Origin of the sequence: Lysobacter sp. MMG2 (assembly GCF_016735495.2) — a bacterium.
Classification (GTDB): Bacteria; Pseudomonadota; Gammaproteobacteria; order Xanthomonadales; family Xanthomonadaceae; genus Lysobacter_J.
Genome location: NZ_JAERQY020000001.1, coordinates 972,665 through 990,071, shown reverse-complemented (window position 1 = coordinate 990,071; position 17,407 = coordinate 972,665). Strand labels below are relative to the sequence as shown.

Here is a 17,407-nt window from a genome sequence, read left to right as displayed (position 1 = left end):
CCTACTCCTTCACGTTGGGGGACGATGCCATGCGCTGCACGGCGTCGGTGAAATCTCGGGCGAAGCCGGCCATGTCGAACAGCCCACCTTCACGCCGACGTTGTGCCAGTTCCGCGCGCAGCGCCTGCAATGCCTGTGGATCGCGCGCCAGTGAAACCGCGCGGGCGACGAACGCCTCGTCGCTGTCGACGTTCATCGCCTGCATTCCCAGATGATGGTTGAGGCTGCCGGCCACGCGCGCGGCAAAGGTTTCGCCCGGTCGCGTCAGCACGGGACAGCCGGCCCACAGCGCGTCGGATGCGGTGGTGTGCGCGTTGTACGGTCCGGTGTCGAGGAACAGGTCGGCGTGCTGCAGGCGTGCCATGTAGTCGGCATGCGGCTGCTTGGGCATGAACACCAGGCGTTGCGGATCCACGCCCTGCGCCTGCGCGGCCGCGCGCAGGCGCGCATCGGCGCGGCCCGGGCCGGAGAGCAGCCACAGCACGCTGCCGGGAACGTCGCGCAGGACCGCGAACGCGAGCGCCATGCTGCGTGGATTGAGCTTGTAGCTGTTGTTGAAGCAGCACAGCACGACACCGCCACCTTTGTGGTCGCGTTCGGGAAGCCCGCATTCCGTGCGCGAGGGCGGCGCGTGAATCGCCCGCGTCGTGTCGGACGGCTGGAAGCAGCGCGGCAATCGCACGACGTTCTCGCTGAAGTCGCGCGTCATCGACTCCGGCAACACGAAGCCATCGGCCAGCACGTGGTCGATCCATGGCGCGCCCGACGTGCCGGGATAGGCGAGCCAGTTCACCTGCACGCGCGCCGGACGCATCGCCAGCACTTCCGGCGTGCCGCCGCCGCCCCAGCCGCGCAGGTCGAACAGGACGTCGATGTCGGCTTCGCGGATGCGCTGTGCGATGCGCGCGTGCGGTTGCCGCGACACGTCGTGCAGCGTGTGCGCCGCGGCGTGCAGTCGACGGCGGATCGGGCTGCCGTCGTCTTCGTTCAGCGCGAACAGATGCAGGTCGAGTGAATCCAGTTCACGCAGTTGTTCGAACAGCGCGACCGTCAGTAACCCGGTCGGATGCGCGCCGAAGCCGTTGGAAAGGAAACCGACGCGCAGTCGTTCGCGATTTCGCGCCGGCGCGGGTGGCAAGGGGCGCGTCTGTCGTGCGATCTCGCCGGCGCGCAGACGCGCGCAGCGCAGTTGCTCCGCAGCGCTGGCGTCCTCGCTGAGGAAGGCGAAGGGTTCCACCGCGGCGGTGCCCCGGTTCACGGCCTCGCGCACCTGTGCGGCGAGGGCGTCGAGGTCGCGCCAGTCGCACAGGCGTCGCCGCCATGCCAGCAGGTACGCGGCGATCTGCGGTTCGTCCGGCGCCAGCGCATGCGCACGCGCGTAGGCGTCGGCGGCGGGTTCGGCTTCGCCGGTGTCTTCCAGCGCATGGCCGAGCCACACGGCGATGCCGGGATGGTCCGGCGCGTTGTCGGCGGCGGCGCGCAGGCTGGCGACGGCCTCCGCGCGGCGGCCCTGCATCCATTGCGCGCGGCCCAGCCGCGCCAGGGCTTCCGGATGGCCCGGGCGCAACGCGAGCGCGCGCCGCGCCGCCGCTTCGCCGGCGACGGCATCACCGTGGTCGAGTTCGTGCTCGGCCAGCAGGATCCAGGCGAAGCCGTCGCCCGGGTTGCGCTCCAGAGCGCGGCGCAGTTCGACGCGCGGATCGGCGGCGTGGTTCATCGGCTCAGGCGGCTTCGTAGAGCCACGCTTCCAGGCCGGATGCCAGGCGCACGCGTACGCGGCGATAGTCGCCGGCTTCGTAGGCGTCGGCGCGCTCCAGTTCGGCGCCGCTCAGGCGCAGCACCATGCCCGGCACGCGATCGGCGGCGTCGCCCGTCGCATGCACGACGGGATGTCGCACCACGCCGCTGGCGTCGACGGCGGCGGAATCGCGTTCTTCCAGCCAGTCCATGCGGTAACCCGGCAATGCATCGGCCGTGCCGACGAAGCTGCGGCCGAACAGGCGGCGCTGCACGTCGACGTGTTGAAGCGTGCCGTAGGAGAAGACCAGCTCGTCGTGCGGCGCGAGTGCGGCCGGCGCGAACGACAGCGAGTACCACTGCGTCTGCGCTTCTTCCCATCCGGCCGCGCGGTACAGCGCGCGAGCGGTCGCGTTGTCCTGCGTGGTTTCCAGCGTGATTCCGACCGCGCCGTCGGCCCTGGCGAAATCCGCCGCCGCGTCCAGCAGCGCCTTGCCGACACCGCCGCGGCGCGCGTCGGCATCGACGTAAAGGTCGTTGAGGATCCACAGCCGCCCGGTGCGTACCGAGGAGAACGTCGGGTAGAGCTGGGTGAAACCGAGCGCCCGGCCGTCGTCGCTGGCCAGCAGGATCACCGATTCTTCCGTGAGCAGCCGCGCTTCGAGGAAACGACGGCCGCGCGCCTCGTCCGAGGGCTGTGCGTAGAAGCGGCGGTAGGCGTCGAACAGCGGGACGACCGTGTCGAGGTCGTCGAGGGTGACGCGCTTGATCGCGAGGGGCATCGGGGGTGTCCGGCTCGTAGGCTGCGGACGATTGTAGCTTTGTCGCACTTCCCTTCTCCGTGCGGAGGAACGGAGGCCGGAGGAGGGAGAACGGAACGAAGCGAGCGAACGCGCAGTGCATTACCACCGATGGTTTGGCGTAGTCGCTGCGTTGCCCCTCACCCCAACCCCTCTCCCGGTGGGAGAGGGGCTCGACTCAGGCTTCGTGTGTCAGCCGCGCCAGTTCGTCCGCCTGGTGCTCGTGCTGCAAGCGGCCGACCAGTTCGTCCATGTCGCCCTGGATCACGTTCGGCAGGTCGTACAAGGTGAGCCCTTCCACGCGGTGGTCGGTGATGCGGCCCTGCGGGAAGTTGTAGGTGCGGATGCGCTGGCTGCGGTCGCCGCTGCCGACCTGCAACTTGCGCGTGGCGGCCTGCGCGGCGGCGGCCTTGGCGGCCTGCGCTTCGGCCAGGATCGCGCTCAGGCGCTTCATCGCCTTGTCGCGGTTGGCGTGCTGGCTGCGTTCGGTCTGGCTTTCCACCACCACGCCACTGGGAACGTGGGTGATGCGGATCGCCGATTCGGTCTTGTTGACGTGCTGTCCGCCCGCGCCGCTGGAACGGAACGTGTCGACCTTCAGGTCGGCGGGATTGATCTGGATCGGCTCACCCTCGGCTTCCAGCGGGATGATCGCCACCGTCGCCGCCGAGGTATGGATACGGCCCTGCGATTCGGTTTCCGGTACGCGCTGCACGCGGTGTGTGCCCGATTCGAACTTCAAACGCGAGTACGCACCGCGGCCTTCCACGCGCGCGATGACTTCCTTGAAGCCGCCGTGCTCGCCGGGGCTGCTGGATTCGATTTCGACCTTCCAGCCTTGCCGCTCGGCGTAGCGCGCGTACATGCGGAACAGGTCGCCGGCGAAGATCGCCGCTTCGTCGCCGCCGGTGCCGGCGCGCACTTCCAGGTAGAGATCGCCTTCGTCGCGCGCGTCCTTCGGGATGAGGTGCGCGAGCAGTTCGGCGTCCAGGCGCTCCAGGCGTTCGTGCGCGGCGGCGATTTCTTCCTGTGCGAGTCCGGCCAGCTCGGGATCCTCGCGCATCGCTTCGGCGGCGGCGAGGTCGGCCTTGGCCTGCGCTTCGGCCTTCAGCGCGTTGGCCACCGGTTCCAGCTGCGCGAACTCGCGCGAGAAGCGGCGGAAGCGGTCCGCGTCGGCGATCACGCCGGCGTCGGAGAGCAGGCGTTCGAGTTCCTCGCGGCGTTCGGCGAGGGCTTCCAGTTTGCGACGCAGGGTAGGGGTCATGGGCCGGAATGAGCGAAGGAAGGGAAGGCACCGCGGACGCGCACAGCGTCGCTAGGCCTCCCGGTCCTCGCCCGTTCCGTTGGCGTCGTCGCGGGCGGCGAACAGCTTTTCCGCGGCGCGTCCGAGATCGGCGTTGCCCGTCAGCGCGGCCTCGCGCAGCGCGACGGTCGGCGCGTGCAGCAGGCGATTGGTGAGCGTGTGCGCCAGGAAGTTCAGTACCTGCGCCGGGTCCTGCCCGGCGGCCAGTTGCTGCTGTGCTTTTGCCAGCACGTCGGTCTTCGCCGCCTCGCCGTGCGCGCGCAGGCGCTTGAGCGGTTCGGTGCGGGTGCTGGCGGCCAGGGTTTCGGTGAAGCGCGCGACCTGCATTTCGACGATCGCCTCGGCTTCCGTCGCTGCTTCGCGTCGGCTGCGGCGGTTGTCTTCGATGGCGCGTTCCAGGTCGTCGACGGTGTAGAGGAACACGTCCTTCAGCTCGGCCACGTCCGGCGCGATGTCGCGCGGCACGGCGAGGTCGAGCAGCAGCATCGGCCGATGCTTGCGCGGAGCCAGCGCGGCGGCGACCTGCGCGCGACCCAGGATCGGATCGCGGCTGGCCGTGGCGGAAATCACCACGTCCGCTTCGCCCAGGTGTTTGTCGATCTCGCTCAGCGGCAGGGCAAAACCGCCGTGGCGGCTGGCGAGTTCCTGCGCATGGGCGAGGGTGCGGTTGGCGACGAGCAGGCGCTTGGCGCGCGCCTGCACGAGATGGCGCGCGGCCAGTTCGATGGTTTCGCCGGCGCCGATCATCAGCACGGTGGAGTCTTCCAGACGCGCGAAGGACTCCTGCGCCAGACGCACGGCGGCAGAGGCGACCGACACCGGATTGGCGCCGATGCGCGTGTCGGTGCGCGCGCGCTTGGCGGTGCTGAAGGCGTGCTGGAACAGGCGGTCGAGCTGGCTGCCCAGCGTGCCGGCACTGCGGGCGGTGGCCCAGGCGTCCTTCACCTGGCCCAGGATCTGCGGCTCGCCCAGCACCAGCGAGTCCAATCCGGTCGCGACGCGGAACAGGTGGCGGACGGCGTCGGCATCGCGGTGGCGGTAGAGGTAGGCATGCAGGTCGCCGACGTCGTCGGGGTGCGTGGCCAGCCAGTCGGCGAGCGCCTGGCCGTCGTCATGGGAAACGGCGTACAGCTCGGTGCGATTGCAGGTGGAGAGCAGGGCGACTTCGTGCACCTGCGGCAAGGTCTTCAAGGCATCCAGCGCGGCGGGGACCGTATCGGCCGAGAACGCCACGCGTTCGCGCAGGCTGACCGGCGCGGTCTGGTGATTGATGCCTAGTACGAACAAACTCATTGACGCCGGACTCTCATTCAGGTGCTTGCGATAAGCTGCTGGCTACCCGGAAGGCCGACATTCTACCGGCCCCGTCCCGTCCCGGCTTCCATCAGGCCCGTTCGAATGCCCGTTGCCTCGCGCACGCTCCGTCCCATCTGCGCCTCCCTCCTTGTCGCGGCCATTGCTTTCACGCCGCTGCTGGCCGCCGAGAAGGCGCCAGCACCCACCCCCGATCCCACGAGCGCGTCGCTGGAGGCGTTGCTGGCGGGCGAGTTCGCGCTGCAGTCCGGCCGTCTGGACGAGGCCGCACAGGCCTACCTGGACGCCGCCCGCGAAGCCGACGACGTGGCCCTGGCCGAGCGGGCGACCCGCATCGCCCTGCTCGCCAAGGACGACAAGCGTGCCGCGCAGGCGCTGGACCTGTGGCGCAAGCAGGGCGGCGAAGGGCTCAGCCTGTCCGCCGCCGAGGCAGTGCTGGCGATCCGTCGCGGCAACGAGCGCGCCGCCCGCAAGCACCTGACCGATCTGCTGCAGTCGCCCGGCGACGCCGGCTGGCGCCAGGCGCTGGGCGTGCTGTCCGGCGGCGCGCGCGGCCCCAAGCAGGCCGCGCGCCTGCTGGAAAAGCTGATCGACGCCGACCGCATCCCCAACAAGCTGCAGGCCTGGCTGGCCTTCGGCGGACTGGCGCAGGGCCTGGAGCAGCCGGCGCTGGTGGAACGCATCGTCGGCGAAGTGGTCGAGCGTTTCCCGGGCGAGGCCCGCGTCGGCCTGCTGCGCGCCAGCCAACTGCGTGAAGCCGGCAAGACCGAAGAAGCCCGAAACCTGTTGGCGACGCTGGCCAACCAGGCCGGTGACGACGTCGAACTCCGTCGCGCCATCGCCGACGAATACCACCGCCTGGGCGACTACCCTGCCGCCGAGGACGTGCTGGCCAGGGGGCCGCAGGACGACCAGACCTACGCCCTGCGCGCGGCCCTGCTGGCGCAGGCCGAGGACAAATCCGCGCTGGCGCGGCTGTACGAGGAGCTGCGCGCCAAATCCAGCGATCCGGACCCGCAGCGCCGCCTGCTGCTGGGCCAGATCGCCGAGTTCCTGGACCGTTTCGACGAAGCGCTGGCCTGGTACCGCGGCGTGCCCGGCGGCGGGCAGCGGTTGTCGGCGCGGCTTCGCGCGGCGAACGTGCTGCACGAACTCGATCGCGACGAAGAAGCCTACCGCTCGCTGCGCGAATTGCAGGCCGACGCCTCCGTCGACGACGAAGCGCGCCGCGACGCTTATCTGTTGGAAGCCTCGCTGCGCTCCAAGGACAAGGACGCGACCGGCGAGATGGACGCGTACGCGCGCGGCCTGGCGGCGTTCCCGGACGATCCGGAAGTGCTCTACGCCCGCGCGCTGAGCTGGGAGCGTCGCGACGACGTCCCGCGCGCGGAAGCCGATCTGCGCAAGATCCTCGTAGCCGAGCCCGACAATGTCGCCGCGCTCAATGCCCTGGGATACACGCTCGCCGATCGCACCACCCGTTACCAGGAAGCGCTGCAACTGATCGAACGCGCGCGCACCGCCGAGCCCGACAACGCCGCGATCATCGACAGCTACGGCTGGGTGCTCTATCGACTGGGCCGCAAGGAAGAGGCGCTGGTGGAGCTGCGTCGCGCGCTGACCCTGCAGAAGGACGCGGAAATCGCCGCGCACCTGGGTGAAGTGCTGTGGGATCTGGGTCGCAAGGACGAAGCGCGCAAGTACTTCGAACAGGCGCGCAAGATCGACCCCGACAACCGCTCGCTCAAGCGCGCGCTGGAGAAGATCGGCGAATGATGCGTGCTTCGGCTTTCCTCGCGCCTGTCCTGGCGACGTTGCTGTTGGCGGGCTGCGTCTCCCAGCCGACGCGCGCGCCGCAGGTCCCCGTCGACGAAGCACGCGCACAGGCGCAGGACCAGGTTCGCGCGAACCTGCGCGACTGGTCGCTGTCGGGCCGCATCGCCGTTTCCAACGGCAAGCAGGGCGGCAGCGGGCGGATCGACTGGCAGCAGTCGAACGACCGCTTCACCGTCTCCCTGAGCGCACCCGTGACGCGCCAGAGCTGGCGCCTCAGCGGCGACGATCGCGGCGCGCGGCTGGAGGGCATCGAAGGCGGTCCGCGCGAGAGCGACGACGTCGAAGCCATGCTGGTGCAGACCACCGGCTGGAACATCCCCGTGCGGGCGCTGGCCGACTGGGTTCGGGGCGTGGGCGCCGATGCCGATCGCTATGGCCCGGCCCAGATCGTCTACGGCGCCGGCGACCGCCCGGTCCGGCTGGTCCAGGCCGGCTGGACCATCGATTACGCCCAATGGCAGGCGGAGCCGGCCGAGCCCGCCTCGGCGCCGGTCCTGCCCGCGCGCCTCACCGCCACCCGGGGCGAGGCGAAGGTGCGACTGATCGTCGATACCTGGTCGCCGGGCGAAACCCCGTGACTGCGTCGGGCCTGCGCGGCGCGGCGTGGTCGACCTGGCCGGCGCCGGCCAAGCTGAACCTCTTCCTGCGAATTACCGGGCGTCGTCAGGACGGCTACCACCTGTTGCAGACGGTGTTCAGGATCCTCGAATGGGGCGACACCCTTCGCCTGCGGGTTCGTGAGGACGGGCAGGTGCGCCGGCATGGGCCCTCTGTGCCCGGCGTGGAAGAGGCGGACGACCTCACGGTTCGTGCTGCGAACATGCTCAAAGATGCCGCCAATTGCAGCCTTGGTGCCGATATCGTCATCGAAAAGCGCATTCCGGCGGGCGGCGGCTTCGGCGGTGGCTCGTCGGATGCGGCGACCGTGCTCGTCGCCCTGAATGCGCTATGGAGCACGGGCCTGGATCTGGACGCCCTGGCGGCTCTGGCCCTGGAACTGGGCGCCGACGTGCCCGTCTTCGTCTGCGGTGAGAATGCGTGGGCCGAGGGGATCGGCGAGCGCCTCGCAACGATGCCGCTCGCGCCGGCGTGGTACGTGCTGGCCGATCCGGGCGTGCACGCTCCCACGGCGACTTTGTTCAAGTCCCCTGAATTGACGCGTGATGCCCCTCCCGCGACAATGTCGGACTTCGTTTCGGGTGTGCCGCTCGGGAATGCGTTCGAGCCGGTGCTGCGCGCGCGCGAGCCAGCCGTCGAGGCCGTGTTCGCTGCGCTGTCGCAGGTCGGTTCACCGCGCCTGACCGGCTCCGGCAGCGGTTGCTTCGTCGAATTCGCCACACGCGAAGCCGCCGAAGCGGCGCTGGCTGCATTGCCGACCGGGCTTCGTGCCTGGGTGGCGGAAGGGGCTCACGCCTCCCCGCTGCATCGTGCACTGGCGGACTGGGCGAAGCAGGCAACAACCGCAACACCGGCTCCCTGACGGGAACCACTGCAGGGGCGTCGCCAAGAGGCCCAAGGCACCAGGTTTTGATCCTGGCATCCGTAGGTTCGAATCCTACCGCCCCTGCCAATTCCAACCGGAACTCCACACAAGGGTCGGGCATTCGGGATTGGGGTTTCGCAAGTCGTTGTGAATCCCCAATCCCGAATCCTTGATCCCCGACCGGCCCGACCATGCAGAACGACCGCAACCTGCTGATCTTCAGCGGCAACGCCAACCGCCCGCTCGCCGAGTCGGTGTGCAAGGAACTTGGCATCCGCCTGGGCAAGGCGCTCGTCGGGCGTTTCTCCGATGGCGAAGTGCAGGTGGAGATCGAGGAGAACGTGCGTCGCCAGGAAGTGTTCGTCATCCAGCCGACGAACGCGCCCACGGCGGAGAATTTCATGGAACTGCTGGTGCTGGTGGACGCGCTCAAGCGCGCCTCTGCGGCCAGCGTGACCGCGGTGGTGCCGTACTTCGGCTACGCCCGCCAGGATCGCCGCCCGCGCTCCTCGCGCGTGCCGATCACGGCGAAGGTCGCGGCGAAGATGTTCAGCGCGGTCGGTACCGATCGCGTGCTGACGGTCGACCTCCACGCCGACCAGATCCAGGGCTTCTTCGACCTGCCGGTCGACAACGTGTACGCCTCGCCGCTGCTGCTCGCCGACATCTGGCGCGCGCACGGCACGGACAACATGGTGGTGGTCTCGCCGGACGTCGGCGGCGTGGTGCGAGCGCGTGCGATCGCCAAGCGCCTGGATGACGCGGATCTGGCGATCATCGACAAGCGCCGTCCGCGCGCCAACGTCGCCACGGTGATGAACATCATCGGTGACGTGGAAGGCAAGACCTGCGTTCTGGTCGACGACATCGTCGACACCGCGGGCACCCTGTGCGCCGCGGCGAATGCGCTCAAGGCGCAGGGCGCGACCAAGGTGGTCGCGTACTGCACGCACCCGGTGCTGTCGGGCGCGGCGATGGACAACGTGACCAAGTCCCAGCTCGACGAGCTGGTGGTCACCGACACCATCAAGCTGTCGGACGCGGCAAAGGCGTGCAGCAAGATCCGTCAGCTCAGCGTCGCCGAGCTGCTGGCCGAGACGATCCGCCGCGTGGCATTCGGCGAATCGGTCAGCTCGCTCTACGTCGACTGATCAAAGAACCCGCGGTGACGGCTCCGGCCTTCACCGCAAACCGCTCACCTGGTCGCGGGTGAGCGTCCATCCCGCCGCGAGGCGGGTTCATTGCAAGCAAAGAGAGTTACGAAAATGTCCGAACACATCCTCAAGGCCACTGGCCGCAAGGTCGAAGGGAAGGGTGCGAGCCGCCGCCTTCGCCACGCCGCCAGCATCCCGGCCATCGTCTACGGCGGCAAGTCCGCGCCGCTGCCGATCCAGCTCGACCACGAGAAGACCTGGCTGGCCCAGCAGAACGAGTGGTTCTACTCCTCGATCCTGACGCTCGACATCGACGGCAAGTCCGAGCCGGTGCTGCTGCGTGACATCCAGCGCCATCCGTTCAAGCAGATCATCATGCACCTGGACTTCCAGCGCGTTGATCTCAACGCCGCGCTGAAGGCTTCGGTGCCGCTGCACTTCCTGAACCAGGACACCTCGCCGGCCGGCAAGGCCGCCGACGTCGTGATCACGCACGAGCTCAACGAAGTCACCGTCAGCTGCCTGCCGAAGGACCTGCCGGAGTTCATCGAGATCGACCTGTCGAAGCTGGCCGTGGGCGACATCGTCCACCTGTCCGACATCAAGCTGCCCAAGGGCGTCGAGCTGCCGGAACTGAAGCTGGGCAAGGAACACGACGTTGCCGTCGTGATCGCCAAGCACGGCCGCGTCGAGTCGGAAGAAACGACCGATGCGCCGCCGGCCGAAGTGCCGGCGACCAAGGCCGCCAAGAAGGACGAGAAGTAATCACGTCCCGACGATCCGCCCGCGCGAGCGGGCGGGTCGCCGCGTGAGTTCACGATGGCCGGTTTGCGCCTCATCGTCGGCCTGGGAAATCCCGGTGCCGAACATCTCCGGACCCGGCACAACGCCGGGTTCTGGTTTGTTGACGCCCTCGCGCAGCGCCAGGGCGTGCGCTTCGGCCTGGAATCCAAGCTGTTCGGCGAGACCGCCAAGATCGACATCGCCGGCCGGCCGCTGTGGCTGCTCAAGCCGGCCACGTTCATGAACCTCTCCGGCAAGTCGGTCACGGCAGCGCTTCGCTACTGGAAGATCGAGCCGGAGGAGATGCTGGTCGTCCACGATGAACTGGATCTCGCGCCGGGTACTGCGCGCCTGAAGTTCGACGGCGGCCACGGTGGCCAGAACGGCCTGCGCGACATCACCAAGCTGCTCGGCCACGGCAAGTACCATCGCCTGCGCGTGGGTATCGGCCATCCGGGGCACAAGGACCGCGTGACCTCGTGGGTGCTGGGCAAGCCGGGTGTCGATGACGAAGCCTCCATCCTGCGCGCCATCGCCGACGCCGACGACGTGCTGCCACTGGCGGTGGCCGGTGATTTCAACGAAGCCATGAAACGGCTGCATACGGGCAGGGATTAGGGATTGGGGATTCGGGATTCGCGAAGCGCTGCCTTTGCGAATCCCGAATCCCGAATCTCGAATCACGGAACAACAGCCATGGGCATCAAATGCGGCATCGTCGGCCTGCCGAACGTCGGCAAGTCGACCCTCTTCAACGCCCTGACCAAGGCCGGTATCGCCGCGGCCAACTTCCCGTTCTGCACGATCGAGCCGAACGTGGGCGTCGTGCCCGTGCCGGATCCGCGCCTGAACGCGCTGTCGGGCATCGTCAAGCCGCAGAAGGTCATCCCGACCGCGGTGGAGTTCGTCGACATCGCAGGCCTGGTGGCCGGCGCGGCGAGCGGCGAGGGCCTGGGCAACAAGTTCCTGGCCCACATCCGCGAAGTCGATGCGATCACGCACGTGGTGCGCTGCTTCGAGAATCCGGACGTCATCCACGTCAGCAACCGCATCGACCCGATCGCCGATATCGAGACGATCGACACAGAGCTGGCGCTGGCCGACCTGGAGTCGGTAGAAAAGGCGCTGCAGCGCGCCGAGCGCTCGGCCAAGACCGGCGACAAGGACGCCAAGGCGCGCGTGGAGGTCCTGAGCCGCGTGCGCACCGGCCTGGACTCCGGCAAGCCGGCGCGCGCGCTGGGTCTGTCGGACGACGACAAGGTGCTCTTGCGCGACCTGTTCCTGCTCACGCTCAAGCCGGTGATGTACGTCGCCAACGTGCTGGAGGACGGGTTCGAGAACAACCCGCACCTGGATGCCGTGCGTGCCCGCGCCGTGACCGAAGGCGCTGAAGTAGTGCCGGTGTGTGCGGCGATCGAGGAGGAGCTGAGCCAGCTCGAAGACGCCGATCGCGACGCATTCCTGACCGACCTGGGCCTGGACGAGCCGGGCCTGAACCGGGTCATCCGCGCCGCCTACAAGCTGCTGGGCCTGCAGACGTACTTCACCGCCGGCGTGAAGGAAGTCCGCGCATGGACCGTGAAGTCGGGCGCGACGGCGCCGCAGGCCGCGGCGGTGATCCACACCGATTTCGAGAAGGGCTTCATCCGCGCCGAAACCATCGCCTACGACGACTTCATCAAGTACAAGGGCGAGTCCGGCGCCCGCGACGCCGGCCGCCTGCGTCTGGAAGGCAAGGAATACCGCGTCCAGGAAGGCGACGTGCTGCACTTCCGCTTCAACGTGTAAGCCCCGGAGCTGCCGTCCGTCGGCGGGGCCGGAGGGGCGGGAGACGCGGAAGAGTGCATCGCGCGAAAATTGATGTCTGAAACGCGTTGACAACTTCGGCGTCCAGTCCCAAAATTGCGGGCTCTTTTGGAGGGATACCCAAGCGGCCAACGGGGGCAGACTGTAAATCTGCTGGCTTACGCCTTCGGTGGTTCGAATCCACCTCCCTCCACCAGCTTCACCCGGTCGCTAGACTGGTGGAAAAACCGGCGGACTTACCATCCACCGGCGCAGTACCCAAGCAGGTTTGTCCGGCGCGGGAGTAGTTCAATGGTAGAACCTCAGCCTTCCAAGCTGATGGTGCGGGTTCGATTCCCGTCTCCCGCTCCATTGATGCCGCGACAGACAAACTGCTGGAACAACTTGCTCACGTAGCTCAGTCGGTAGAGCACCTCCTTGGTAAGGAGGAGGTCGAAGGTTCGATTCCTTTCGTGAGCACCAACTTTTACGCACCACCTGCACACCGTCCTTAAGCGAGAGTCGACAGTCATGGCCAAGGGTAAGTTTGAGCGCACCAAGCCGCACGTGAACGTGGGCACGATCGGTCACGTCGACCACGGCAAGACGACGCTGACGGCGGCACTGACGAAGGTGGGTGCGGAGCGTTTCGGCGGCGAGTTCAAGGCGTACGACGCGATCGACGCGGCGCCGGAAGAGAAGGCGCGCGGCATCACGATCTCGACGGCGCACGTTGAGTACGAAAGCCCGAACCGTCACTACGCGCACGTGGACTGCCCGGGCCACGCCGACTACGTGAAGAACATGATCACGGGTGCGGCGCAGATGGACGGTGCGATTCTGGTGTGCTCGGCCGCAGACGGCCCGATGCCGCAGACGCGCGAGCACATCCTGCTGTCGCGCCAGGTGGGCGTGCCGTACATCGTCGTGTTCCTGAACAAGGCCGACATGGTGGACGACGCCGAGCTGCTGGAGCTGGTGGAGATGGAAGTCCGCGAGCTGCTGACCAAGTACGAGTTCCCGGGCGACGACACCCCGATCATCAAGGGTTCGGCGCGTCTGGCGCTGGAAGGCGACCAGTCGGAAATCGGCGTGCCGGCGATCCTGAAGCTGGTGGAAGCGCTGGACACGTTCATTCCGGAGCCGCAGCGTGACGTCGACAAGCCGTTCCTGATGCCGGTGGAAGACGTGTTCTCGATCTCGGGCCGCGGCACCGTGGTGACCGGTCGTATCGAGCGCGGCATCATCAAGGTCGGCGACGAAATCGAAATCGTGGGTATCCGTCCGACGCAGAAGACGACGGTGACGGGCGTTGAAATGTTCCGCAAGCTGCTGGACCAGGGCCAGGCGGGCGACAACGCGGGCCTGCTGCTGCGCGGCACGAAGCGTGACGACGTGGAGCGTGGCCAGGTGCTGGCCAAGCCGGGTTCGATCACCCCGCACACGGAGTTCGAAGCCGAGGTGTACGTGCTGTCGAAGGACGAGGGCGGCCGCCACACGCCGTTCTTCAAGGGCTACCGCCCGCAGTTCTACTTCCGCACGACGGACATCACCGGCGCGGTGCAGCTGCCGGAAGGCGTCGAGATGGTCATGCCGGGCGACAACATCAAGATGGTCGTGCAACTGATCAACCCGGTGGCGATGGACGAAGGCCTGCGCTTCGCGATCCGCGAAGGCGGTCGTACGGTCGGCGCCGGCGTCGTGGCGAAGATCCTCAAGTAACAACCGACCCCGTGCGCTTCGGCGCGCGGGGTTTGGATTTCATCCCGGCGGAAGCCGGGGCCCGGTCATCGGACCCGCCCTGCGGTCCCGAAACCGGAAGATCGGCAGGGCGGGCTTCGGTCCGCCTTCGCCGTCTTAAGAAAACCCATACACTAGGTTCCATACGCCAGTAGCTCAATTGGCAGAGCAGCGGTCTCCAAAACCGCAGGTTGGGGGTTCGAGTCCCTCCTGGCGTGCCACCCATGCGGATCTTCCGCAGAAGCCGGTCAGACGTGGTCGGTCTTTCCCACAACACACGCGGCGCGCGTGCCGCGCGATGGATCGGATGAACAGCAAGGTCGAACAACCCGGGTCCGCCTCTGCCGGCGACATCGTCAAGTACGCACTGGCGCTGCTGCTGGTCGCCGCTGGCGTGGCCGCGTACATCTACTTCGATCAGTGGGCGGGGCCGATCCGCGCGCTGGCCGTGGCGGCCGGCCTGGTGCTGGGTGCCGGCGTCTTCCTGACCAGCGGCAAGGGCCTGCAGACTCGCGAGTTCCTCTCCGAGTCGCGCTTCGAGCTGCGCAAGGTCGTCTGGCCGACCCGCCAGGAAGCCATGCGCACCACCTGGGTGGTGATGATCGCGGTGGCCGTCCTCAGTCTGATCCTCGCAGCCATGGACCTGCTCATCCAGTTCCTGGTCAAGCTAATCCTGGGGCAGTAAAGCTAATGAGCGAAGTGCACAAGCGGTGGTATGTCGTCCACGCCTACTCGGGCTTCGAGAAGTCCGTGGCGCAGGCGCTGCGCGACCGCATCGTCCGCGACGGCATGCAGGACCGGTTCGGTGAAGTGCTCGTCCCGACGGAAGAAGTCGTGGAGATGCGCTCCGGCCAGAAGCGTCGTTCCGAGCGCAAGTTCTTCCCGGGCTACGTCCTGGTCCAGATCGCGACCCATGACGAGGCGGGCATCCCGCGCATGGACAACGAGAGCTGGCACTTGGTCAAGGAGACCCCGAAGGTGATGGGCTTCATCGGCGGTACCGCCGATCGCCCGCTCCCGATTGCCGACCGTGAGGCCGATGCCATCCTGCAGCGTGTTCAGGAAGGCGTGGAGAAGCCCAAGCCCAAGGTCCTGTTCGAGCCGGGCGAGATGGTTCGCGTCATCGACGGCCCGTTCAACGACTTCAACGGCGTGGTCGAGGAAATCAACTACGAGAAGAGTCGCCTGCGCGTGGCGGTGCTCATCTTCGGCCGCTCGACCCCGGTTGAGCTGGAATTCGGCCAGGTCGAAAAGGCCTAAAACCCTGCTATACTTATCGGCTCGCTGCCTTGGGCGCGGGCCGGAAGGCCGGCCGCCACGGGGCGGCCGTTGCCGTGTCAGCGGCATTTTTCAGTCAAAACGTGATGTCGGGACACGTGATTTTCCCGGCGCGATGGGGAGCCTGAGGTCCAGGCGCTTGCACCCGGAGAGGAAGAAATGGCTAAGAAAGTAGTCGGTTACATCAAGTTGCAGGTCAAGGCCGGTCAGGCCAATCCGTCGCCGCCGGTGGGTCCGGCCCTCGGTCAGCGCGGCCTGAACATCATGGAGTTCTGCAAGGCCTTCAACGCCGCGACCTCCAAGCTCGAGCCGGGTCTGCCGACCCCGGTCATCATCACCGCGTACTCCGACCGTACGTTCACCTTCGTCACCAAGTCGACCCCGGCTTCGGTGCTGCTGAAGAAGGCCGCGGGCATCGCCTCCGGCTCCAAGCGCCCGAACACCGAGAAGGTAGGCAAGGTCACCCGCGCCCAGCTGGAAGCGATCGCCAAGCAGAAGGAAGCCGACCTGACGGCGGCCGACCTCGACGCGGCGGTGAAGACGATTGCGGGTTCGGCCCGCAGCATGGGTCTGGTGGTGGAGGGTTAAGAACATGGCAATGACCAAGCGCGAAAAGGCCATCAAGGCCGCTGTCGTCCCCGGCAAGACCTACGCCATCGACGAAGCCATCAAGATCATCAAGACCGCGACCAAGGCCAAGTTCGTCGAGTCCGTCGACGTGGCCGTGCGTCTCGGCGTGGATGCCAAGAAGTCCGACCAGCAGGTGCGCGGTTCGACCGTGCTTCCGGCCGGTACCGGCAAGTCGGTCCGCGTGGCCGTGTTCGCTCCGGCGGGCGCGAAGGCCGACGAGGCCCTGGCCGCTGGCGCCGAAGCCGTCGGCATGGACGATCTGGCCGAAAAGATGATGGCCGGCGACCTGAACTACGACGTCGTCATCGCCACCCCGGACGCCATGCGCGTCGTCGGTAAGCTGGGTCAGGTTCTCGGTCCGCGTGGCCTGATGCCGAACCCGAAGGTCGGCACCGTTTCGCCGAACCCGGCCGAAGCCGTCAAGAACGCCAAGGGCGGCCAGGTGCGTTACCGCACCGACAAGGCCGGCATCATCCACTGCACCATCGGCAAGGCCTCGTTCGAAGACGCTTCGCTGAAGGACAACCTGCACGCGCTGCTGCTTGACCTGATCAAGGCCAAGCCGGCGACGGCCAAGGGCCAGTACCTGCAGAAGATTTCGATCAGCTCGACCATGGGCCCCGGCGTGACCGTGGACCAGGCTTCGCTGACGCTGAAGTAATTCGTTTCATGCCGACGGTGTGTCGAACCGTCGGTAGCAAGTTTTGAGGGCGTCGCCCCGGTCCCGATCGGGGCGGCAGCCGTCAAAGACCGCAGGTGCGGTCAGCGCCTACCGGCGACGGGCAGGGATGCTCGACATGGCAAGGAATCGCCGTCGGTGGAAGCGGGGCTGCTTAATCCGGACCCCTCCGGGTCGGCCTGCGTAGATGGTGCCTTCTGGAAATTTTTCTGGAGTGGCCACCACCGGGATGTCTCAACATCCCCGGCGCCATGGATCCGGTGCCGCCCAGGACCGCAAACGGCTGGAGCCGTGAGCGGAGTTCATTTGGAGGAGTGCAATGGCTCTCAATCTGTCCCAGAAGCAAGAAGTAGTCGCCGAACTGGCGGAAGTCGCTTCGAAGGCCCACTCCTTGGTTGCTGCCGAGTACGCAGGCACCACGGTCAGTCAGATGACCGCGATGCGCAAGAAGGCTCGCGAATCCGGCGTGTTCTTGAAGGTTGTCAAGAACACCCTGGCCGCGCGCGCCGTCGAAGGCACGGACTTCGAGTGCACGAAGGATGCACTGGTCGGTCCGCTGCTGTACGCGTTCTCGTCGGAAGACCCCGGTGCTGCCGGGCGTCTGATCAAGGAATTCGCCAAGACCAACGACAAGCTGCAGGCGAAGGTCGTGTCCATCGACGGCAAGCTCTATCCGGGCTCGCACGTCGAAGTTCTCGCCTCGCTGCCGACCCGCGAACAGGCCCTGGCCATGCTGGCCCGCGTCCTGGCCGAGCCGGTCACCATGTTCGCCCGCGCCGTCAAGGCCGTGGCCGACAAGCAGGGTGGCGGCGAAGCAACCGCAGAAGCCGCAGCCGAGACCGAGACGGCTTGATCGCCGCTTCGTTCACGCGACTGAACACATTC

General features: G+C 67.4%; 17 protein-coding genes and 5 tRNA genes. 18 read left to right on the top strand and 4 right to left on the bottom strand.

Features of this window, described 5'->3' with window-relative positions; all coding sequences use genetic code 11:
• Position 1: 1 nt before the first annotated feature.
• From JI752_RS04405 to hemA, 4 genes are all read right to left on the bottom strand, one after another.
• The gene (locus JI752_RS04405; protein WP_216959739.1) at positions 2 to 1,717 is read right to left on the bottom strand and encodes a tetratricopeptide repeat protein; all 1,716 of its coding nucleotides are present in this window, start codon (positions 1,715 to 1,717) and stop codon (positions 2 to 4) included.
• Positions 1,718 to 1,721: 4 nt separating this feature from the next.
• Positions 1,722 to 2,519, bottom strand: a complete 798-nt coding sequence (locus JI752_RS19500) for a GNAT family N-acetyltransferase (RefSeq protein WP_216959736.1) — start codon at positions 2,517 to 2,519, stop codon at positions 1,722 to 1,724.
• A 196-nt stretch (positions 2,520 to 2,715) separates the two neighbouring features.
• Positions 2,716 to 3,801 carry a peptide chain release factor 1 gene (gene prfA / locus JI752_RS04395; RefSeq protein WP_216959734.1) on the bottom strand — a complete coding sequence of 362 codons (1,086 nt, stop codon included), beginning with the start codon at positions 3,799 to 3,801 and terminating at the stop codon, positions 2,716 to 2,718.
• A gap of 51 nt (positions 3,802 to 3,852) precedes the next feature.
• A complete protein-coding gene (gene hemA / locus JI752_RS04390; protein WP_216959732.1) occupies positions 3,853 to 5,133 on the bottom strand; it encodes a glutamyl-tRNA reductase in 1,281 nt (426 codons plus the stop codon).
• A gap of 105 nt (positions 5,134 to 5,238) precedes the next feature.
• On the opposite strand from hemA, the gene JI752_RS04385 reads away from it, so the two are divergent.
• From JI752_RS04385 to rplJ, 18 genes are all read left to right on the top strand, one after another.
• Positions 5,239 to 6,930, top strand: coding sequence for a tetratricopeptide repeat protein (locus JI752_RS04385; protein WP_216959731.1), 1,692 nt, complete (start codon positions 5,239 to 5,241; stop codon positions 6,928 to 6,930).
• The gene (gene lolB, locus JI752_RS04380; protein WP_216959729.1) at positions 6,930 to 7,568 is read left to right on the top strand and encodes a lipoprotein insertase outer membrane protein LolB; all 639 of its coding nucleotides are present in this window, start codon (positions 6,930 to 6,932) and stop codon (positions 7,566 to 7,568) included. Before JI752_RS04385 ends, lolB begins: the two co-directional genes overlap by 1 nt.
• Positions 7,565 to 8,470: a 4-(cytidine 5'-diphospho)-2-C-methyl-D-erythritol kinase gene (gene ispE / locus JI752_RS04375; RefSeq protein ID WP_216961901.1), complete on the top strand. Its 906-nt coding sequence runs from the start codon at positions 7,565 to 7,567 to the stop codon at positions 8,468 to 8,470. Before lolB ends, ispE begins: the two co-directional genes overlap by 4 nt.
• 13 nt (positions 8,471 to 8,483) lie before the next feature.
• Positions 8,484 to 8,560: transfer RNA gene (locus JI752_RS04370), tRNA-Gln, on the top strand.
• Positions 8,561 to 8,664: 104 nt separating this feature from the next.
• Positions 8,665 to 9,624 (top strand): ribose-phosphate diphosphokinase, encoded by a 960-nt coding sequence (locus JI752_RS04365; protein ID WP_216959727.1) that lies wholly within the window; start codon positions 8,665 to 8,667, stop codon positions 9,622 to 9,624.
• Between the two features lie 114 nt (positions 9,625 to 9,738).
• Positions 9,739 to 10,392 (top strand): 50S ribosomal protein L25/general stress protein Ctc, encoded by a 654-nt coding sequence (locus tag JI752_RS04360; protein WP_216959725.1) that lies wholly within the window; start codon positions 9,739 to 9,741, stop codon positions 10,390 to 10,392.
• Between the two features lie 54 nt (positions 10,393 to 10,446).
• The gene (gene pth / locus JI752_RS04355) at positions 10,447 to 11,028 is read left to right on the top strand and encodes an aminoacyl-tRNA hydrolase (protein ID WP_216959722.1); all 582 of its coding nucleotides are present in this window, start codon (positions 10,447 to 10,449) and stop codon (positions 11,026 to 11,028) included.
• Positions 11,029 to 11,106: 78 nt separating this feature from the next.
• Positions 11,107 to 12,198, top strand: coding sequence for a redox-regulated ATPase YchF (gene ychF / locus JI752_RS04350; RefSeq protein ID WP_216959719.1), 1,092 nt, complete (start codon positions 11,107 to 11,109; stop codon positions 12,196 to 12,198).
• Between the two features lie 128 nt (positions 12,199 to 12,326).
• A tRNA-Tyr gene (locus JI752_RS04345) sits at positions 12,327 to 12,412 on the top strand.
• An 81-nt stretch (positions 12,413 to 12,493) separates the two neighbouring features.
• A tRNA-Gly gene (locus tag JI752_RS04340) sits at positions 12,494 to 12,567 on the top strand.
• 35 nt (positions 12,568 to 12,602) lie between these two features.
• Positions 12,603 to 12,678, top strand: a tRNA-Thr gene (locus tag JI752_RS04335).
• 48 nt (positions 12,679 to 12,726) lie between these two features.
• Positions 12,727 to 13,917, top strand: a complete 1,191-nt coding sequence (gene tuf / locus JI752_RS04330) for an elongation factor Tu (RefSeq protein WP_216959677.1) — start codon at positions 12,727 to 12,729, stop codon at positions 13,915 to 13,917.
• 163 nt (positions 13,918 to 14,080) lie between these two features.
• Positions 14,081 to 14,156: transfer RNA gene (locus JI752_RS04325), tRNA-Trp, on the top strand.
• A gap of 86 nt (positions 14,157 to 14,242) precedes the next feature.
• Complete coding sequence (gene secE, locus JI752_RS04320; RefSeq protein ID WP_216959706.1) at positions 14,243 to 14,620, top strand: preprotein translocase subunit SecE; 378 nt, start codon at positions 14,243 to 14,245, stop codon at positions 14,618 to 14,620.
• 5 nt (positions 14,621 to 14,625) lie between these two features.
• Positions 14,626 to 15,195 carry a transcription termination/antitermination protein NusG gene (gene nusG / locus JI752_RS04315; RefSeq protein WP_216959702.1) on the top strand — a complete coding sequence of 190 codons (570 nt, stop codon included), beginning with the start codon at positions 14,626 to 14,628 and terminating at the stop codon, positions 15,193 to 15,195.
• A gap of 177 nt (positions 15,196 to 15,372) precedes the next feature.
• On the top strand, positions 15,373 to 15,801 hold the full coding sequence (rplK, locus tag JI752_RS04310) for a 50S ribosomal protein L11 (RefSeq protein ID WP_137835422.1): 429 nt from the start codon (positions 15,373 to 15,375) through the stop codon (positions 15,799 to 15,801).
• Between the two features lie 4 nt (positions 15,802 to 15,805).
• On the top strand, positions 15,806 to 16,504 hold the full coding sequence (gene rplA, locus JI752_RS04305; RefSeq protein ID WP_216959700.1) for a 50S ribosomal protein L1: 699 nt from the start codon (positions 15,806 to 15,808) through the stop codon (positions 16,502 to 16,504).
• A gap of 337 nt (positions 16,505 to 16,841) precedes the next feature.
• Positions 16,842 to 17,375, top strand: coding sequence for a 50S ribosomal protein L10 (gene rplJ / locus JI752_RS04300; protein WP_216959697.1), 534 nt, complete (start codon positions 16,842 to 16,844; stop codon positions 17,373 to 17,375).
• The last annotated feature ends 32 nt before the right edge of the window (positions 17,376 to 17,407 follow it).

Excerpts from the sequence above, each read along its gene's own strand:
- JI752_RS04360 (WP_216959725.1), top strand. The coding sequence starts at position 9,739 with ATGTCCGAACACATCCTCAAGGCCACTGGCCGCAAGGTCGAAGGGAAG.
- nusG (WP_216959702.1), top strand. The coding sequence starts at position 14,626 with ATGAGCGAAGTGCACAAGCGGTGGTATGTCGTCCACGCCTACTCGGGC.
- lolB (WP_216959729.1), top strand. The coding sequence starts at position 6,930 with ATGCGTGCTTCGGCTTTCCTCGCGCCTGTCCTGGCGACGTTGCTGTTG.
- rplK (WP_137835422.1), top strand. The coding sequence starts at position 15,373 with ATGGCTAAGAAAGTAGTCGGTTACATCAAGTTGCAGGTCAAGGCCGGT.
- secE (WP_216959706.1), top strand. The coding sequence starts at position 14,243 with ATGAACAGCAAGGTCGAACAACCCGGGTCCGCCTCTGCCGGCGACATC.
- rplJ (WP_216959697.1), top strand. The coding sequence starts at position 16,842 with ATGGCTCTCAATCTGTCCCAGAAGCAAGAAGTAGTCGCCGAACTGGCG.
- ychF (WP_216959719.1), top strand. The coding sequence starts at position 11,107 with ATGGGCATCAAATGCGGCATCGTCGGCCTGCCGAACGTCGGCAAGTCG.
- JI752_RS04405 (WP_216959739.1), bottom strand. The coding sequence starts at position 1,717 with ATGAACCACGCCGCCGATCCGCGCGTCGAACTGCGCCGCGCTCTGGAG.
- JI752_RS04385 (WP_216959731.1), top strand. The coding sequence starts at position 5,239 with ATGCCCGTTGCCTCGCGCACGCTCCGTCCCATCTGCGCCTCCCTCCTT.
- rplA (WP_216959700.1), top strand. The coding sequence starts at position 15,806 with ATGGCAATGACCAAGCGCGAAAAGGCCATCAAGGCCGCTGTCGTCCCC.
- prfA (WP_216959734.1), bottom strand. The coding sequence starts at position 3,801 with ATGACCCCTACCCTGCGTCGCAAACTGGAAGCCCTCGCCGAACGCCGC.
- JI752_RS19500 (WP_216959736.1), bottom strand. The coding sequence starts at position 2,519 with ATGCCCCTCGCGATCAAGCGCGTCACCCTCGACGACCTCGACACGGTC.
- hemA (WP_216959732.1), bottom strand. The coding sequence starts at position 5,133 with ATGAGTTTGTTCGTACTAGGCATCAATCACCAGACCGCGCCGGTCAGC.
- tuf (WP_216959677.1), top strand. The coding sequence starts at position 12,727 with ATGGCCAAGGGTAAGTTTGAGCGCACCAAGCCGCACGTGAACGTGGGC.
- pth (WP_216959722.1), top strand. The coding sequence starts at position 10,447 with ATGGCCGGTTTGCGCCTCATCGTCGGCCTGGGAAATCCCGGTGCCGAA.
- JI752_RS04365 (WP_216959727.1), top strand. The coding sequence starts at position 8,665 with ATGCAGAACGACCGCAACCTGCTGATCTTCAGCGGCAACGCCAACCGC.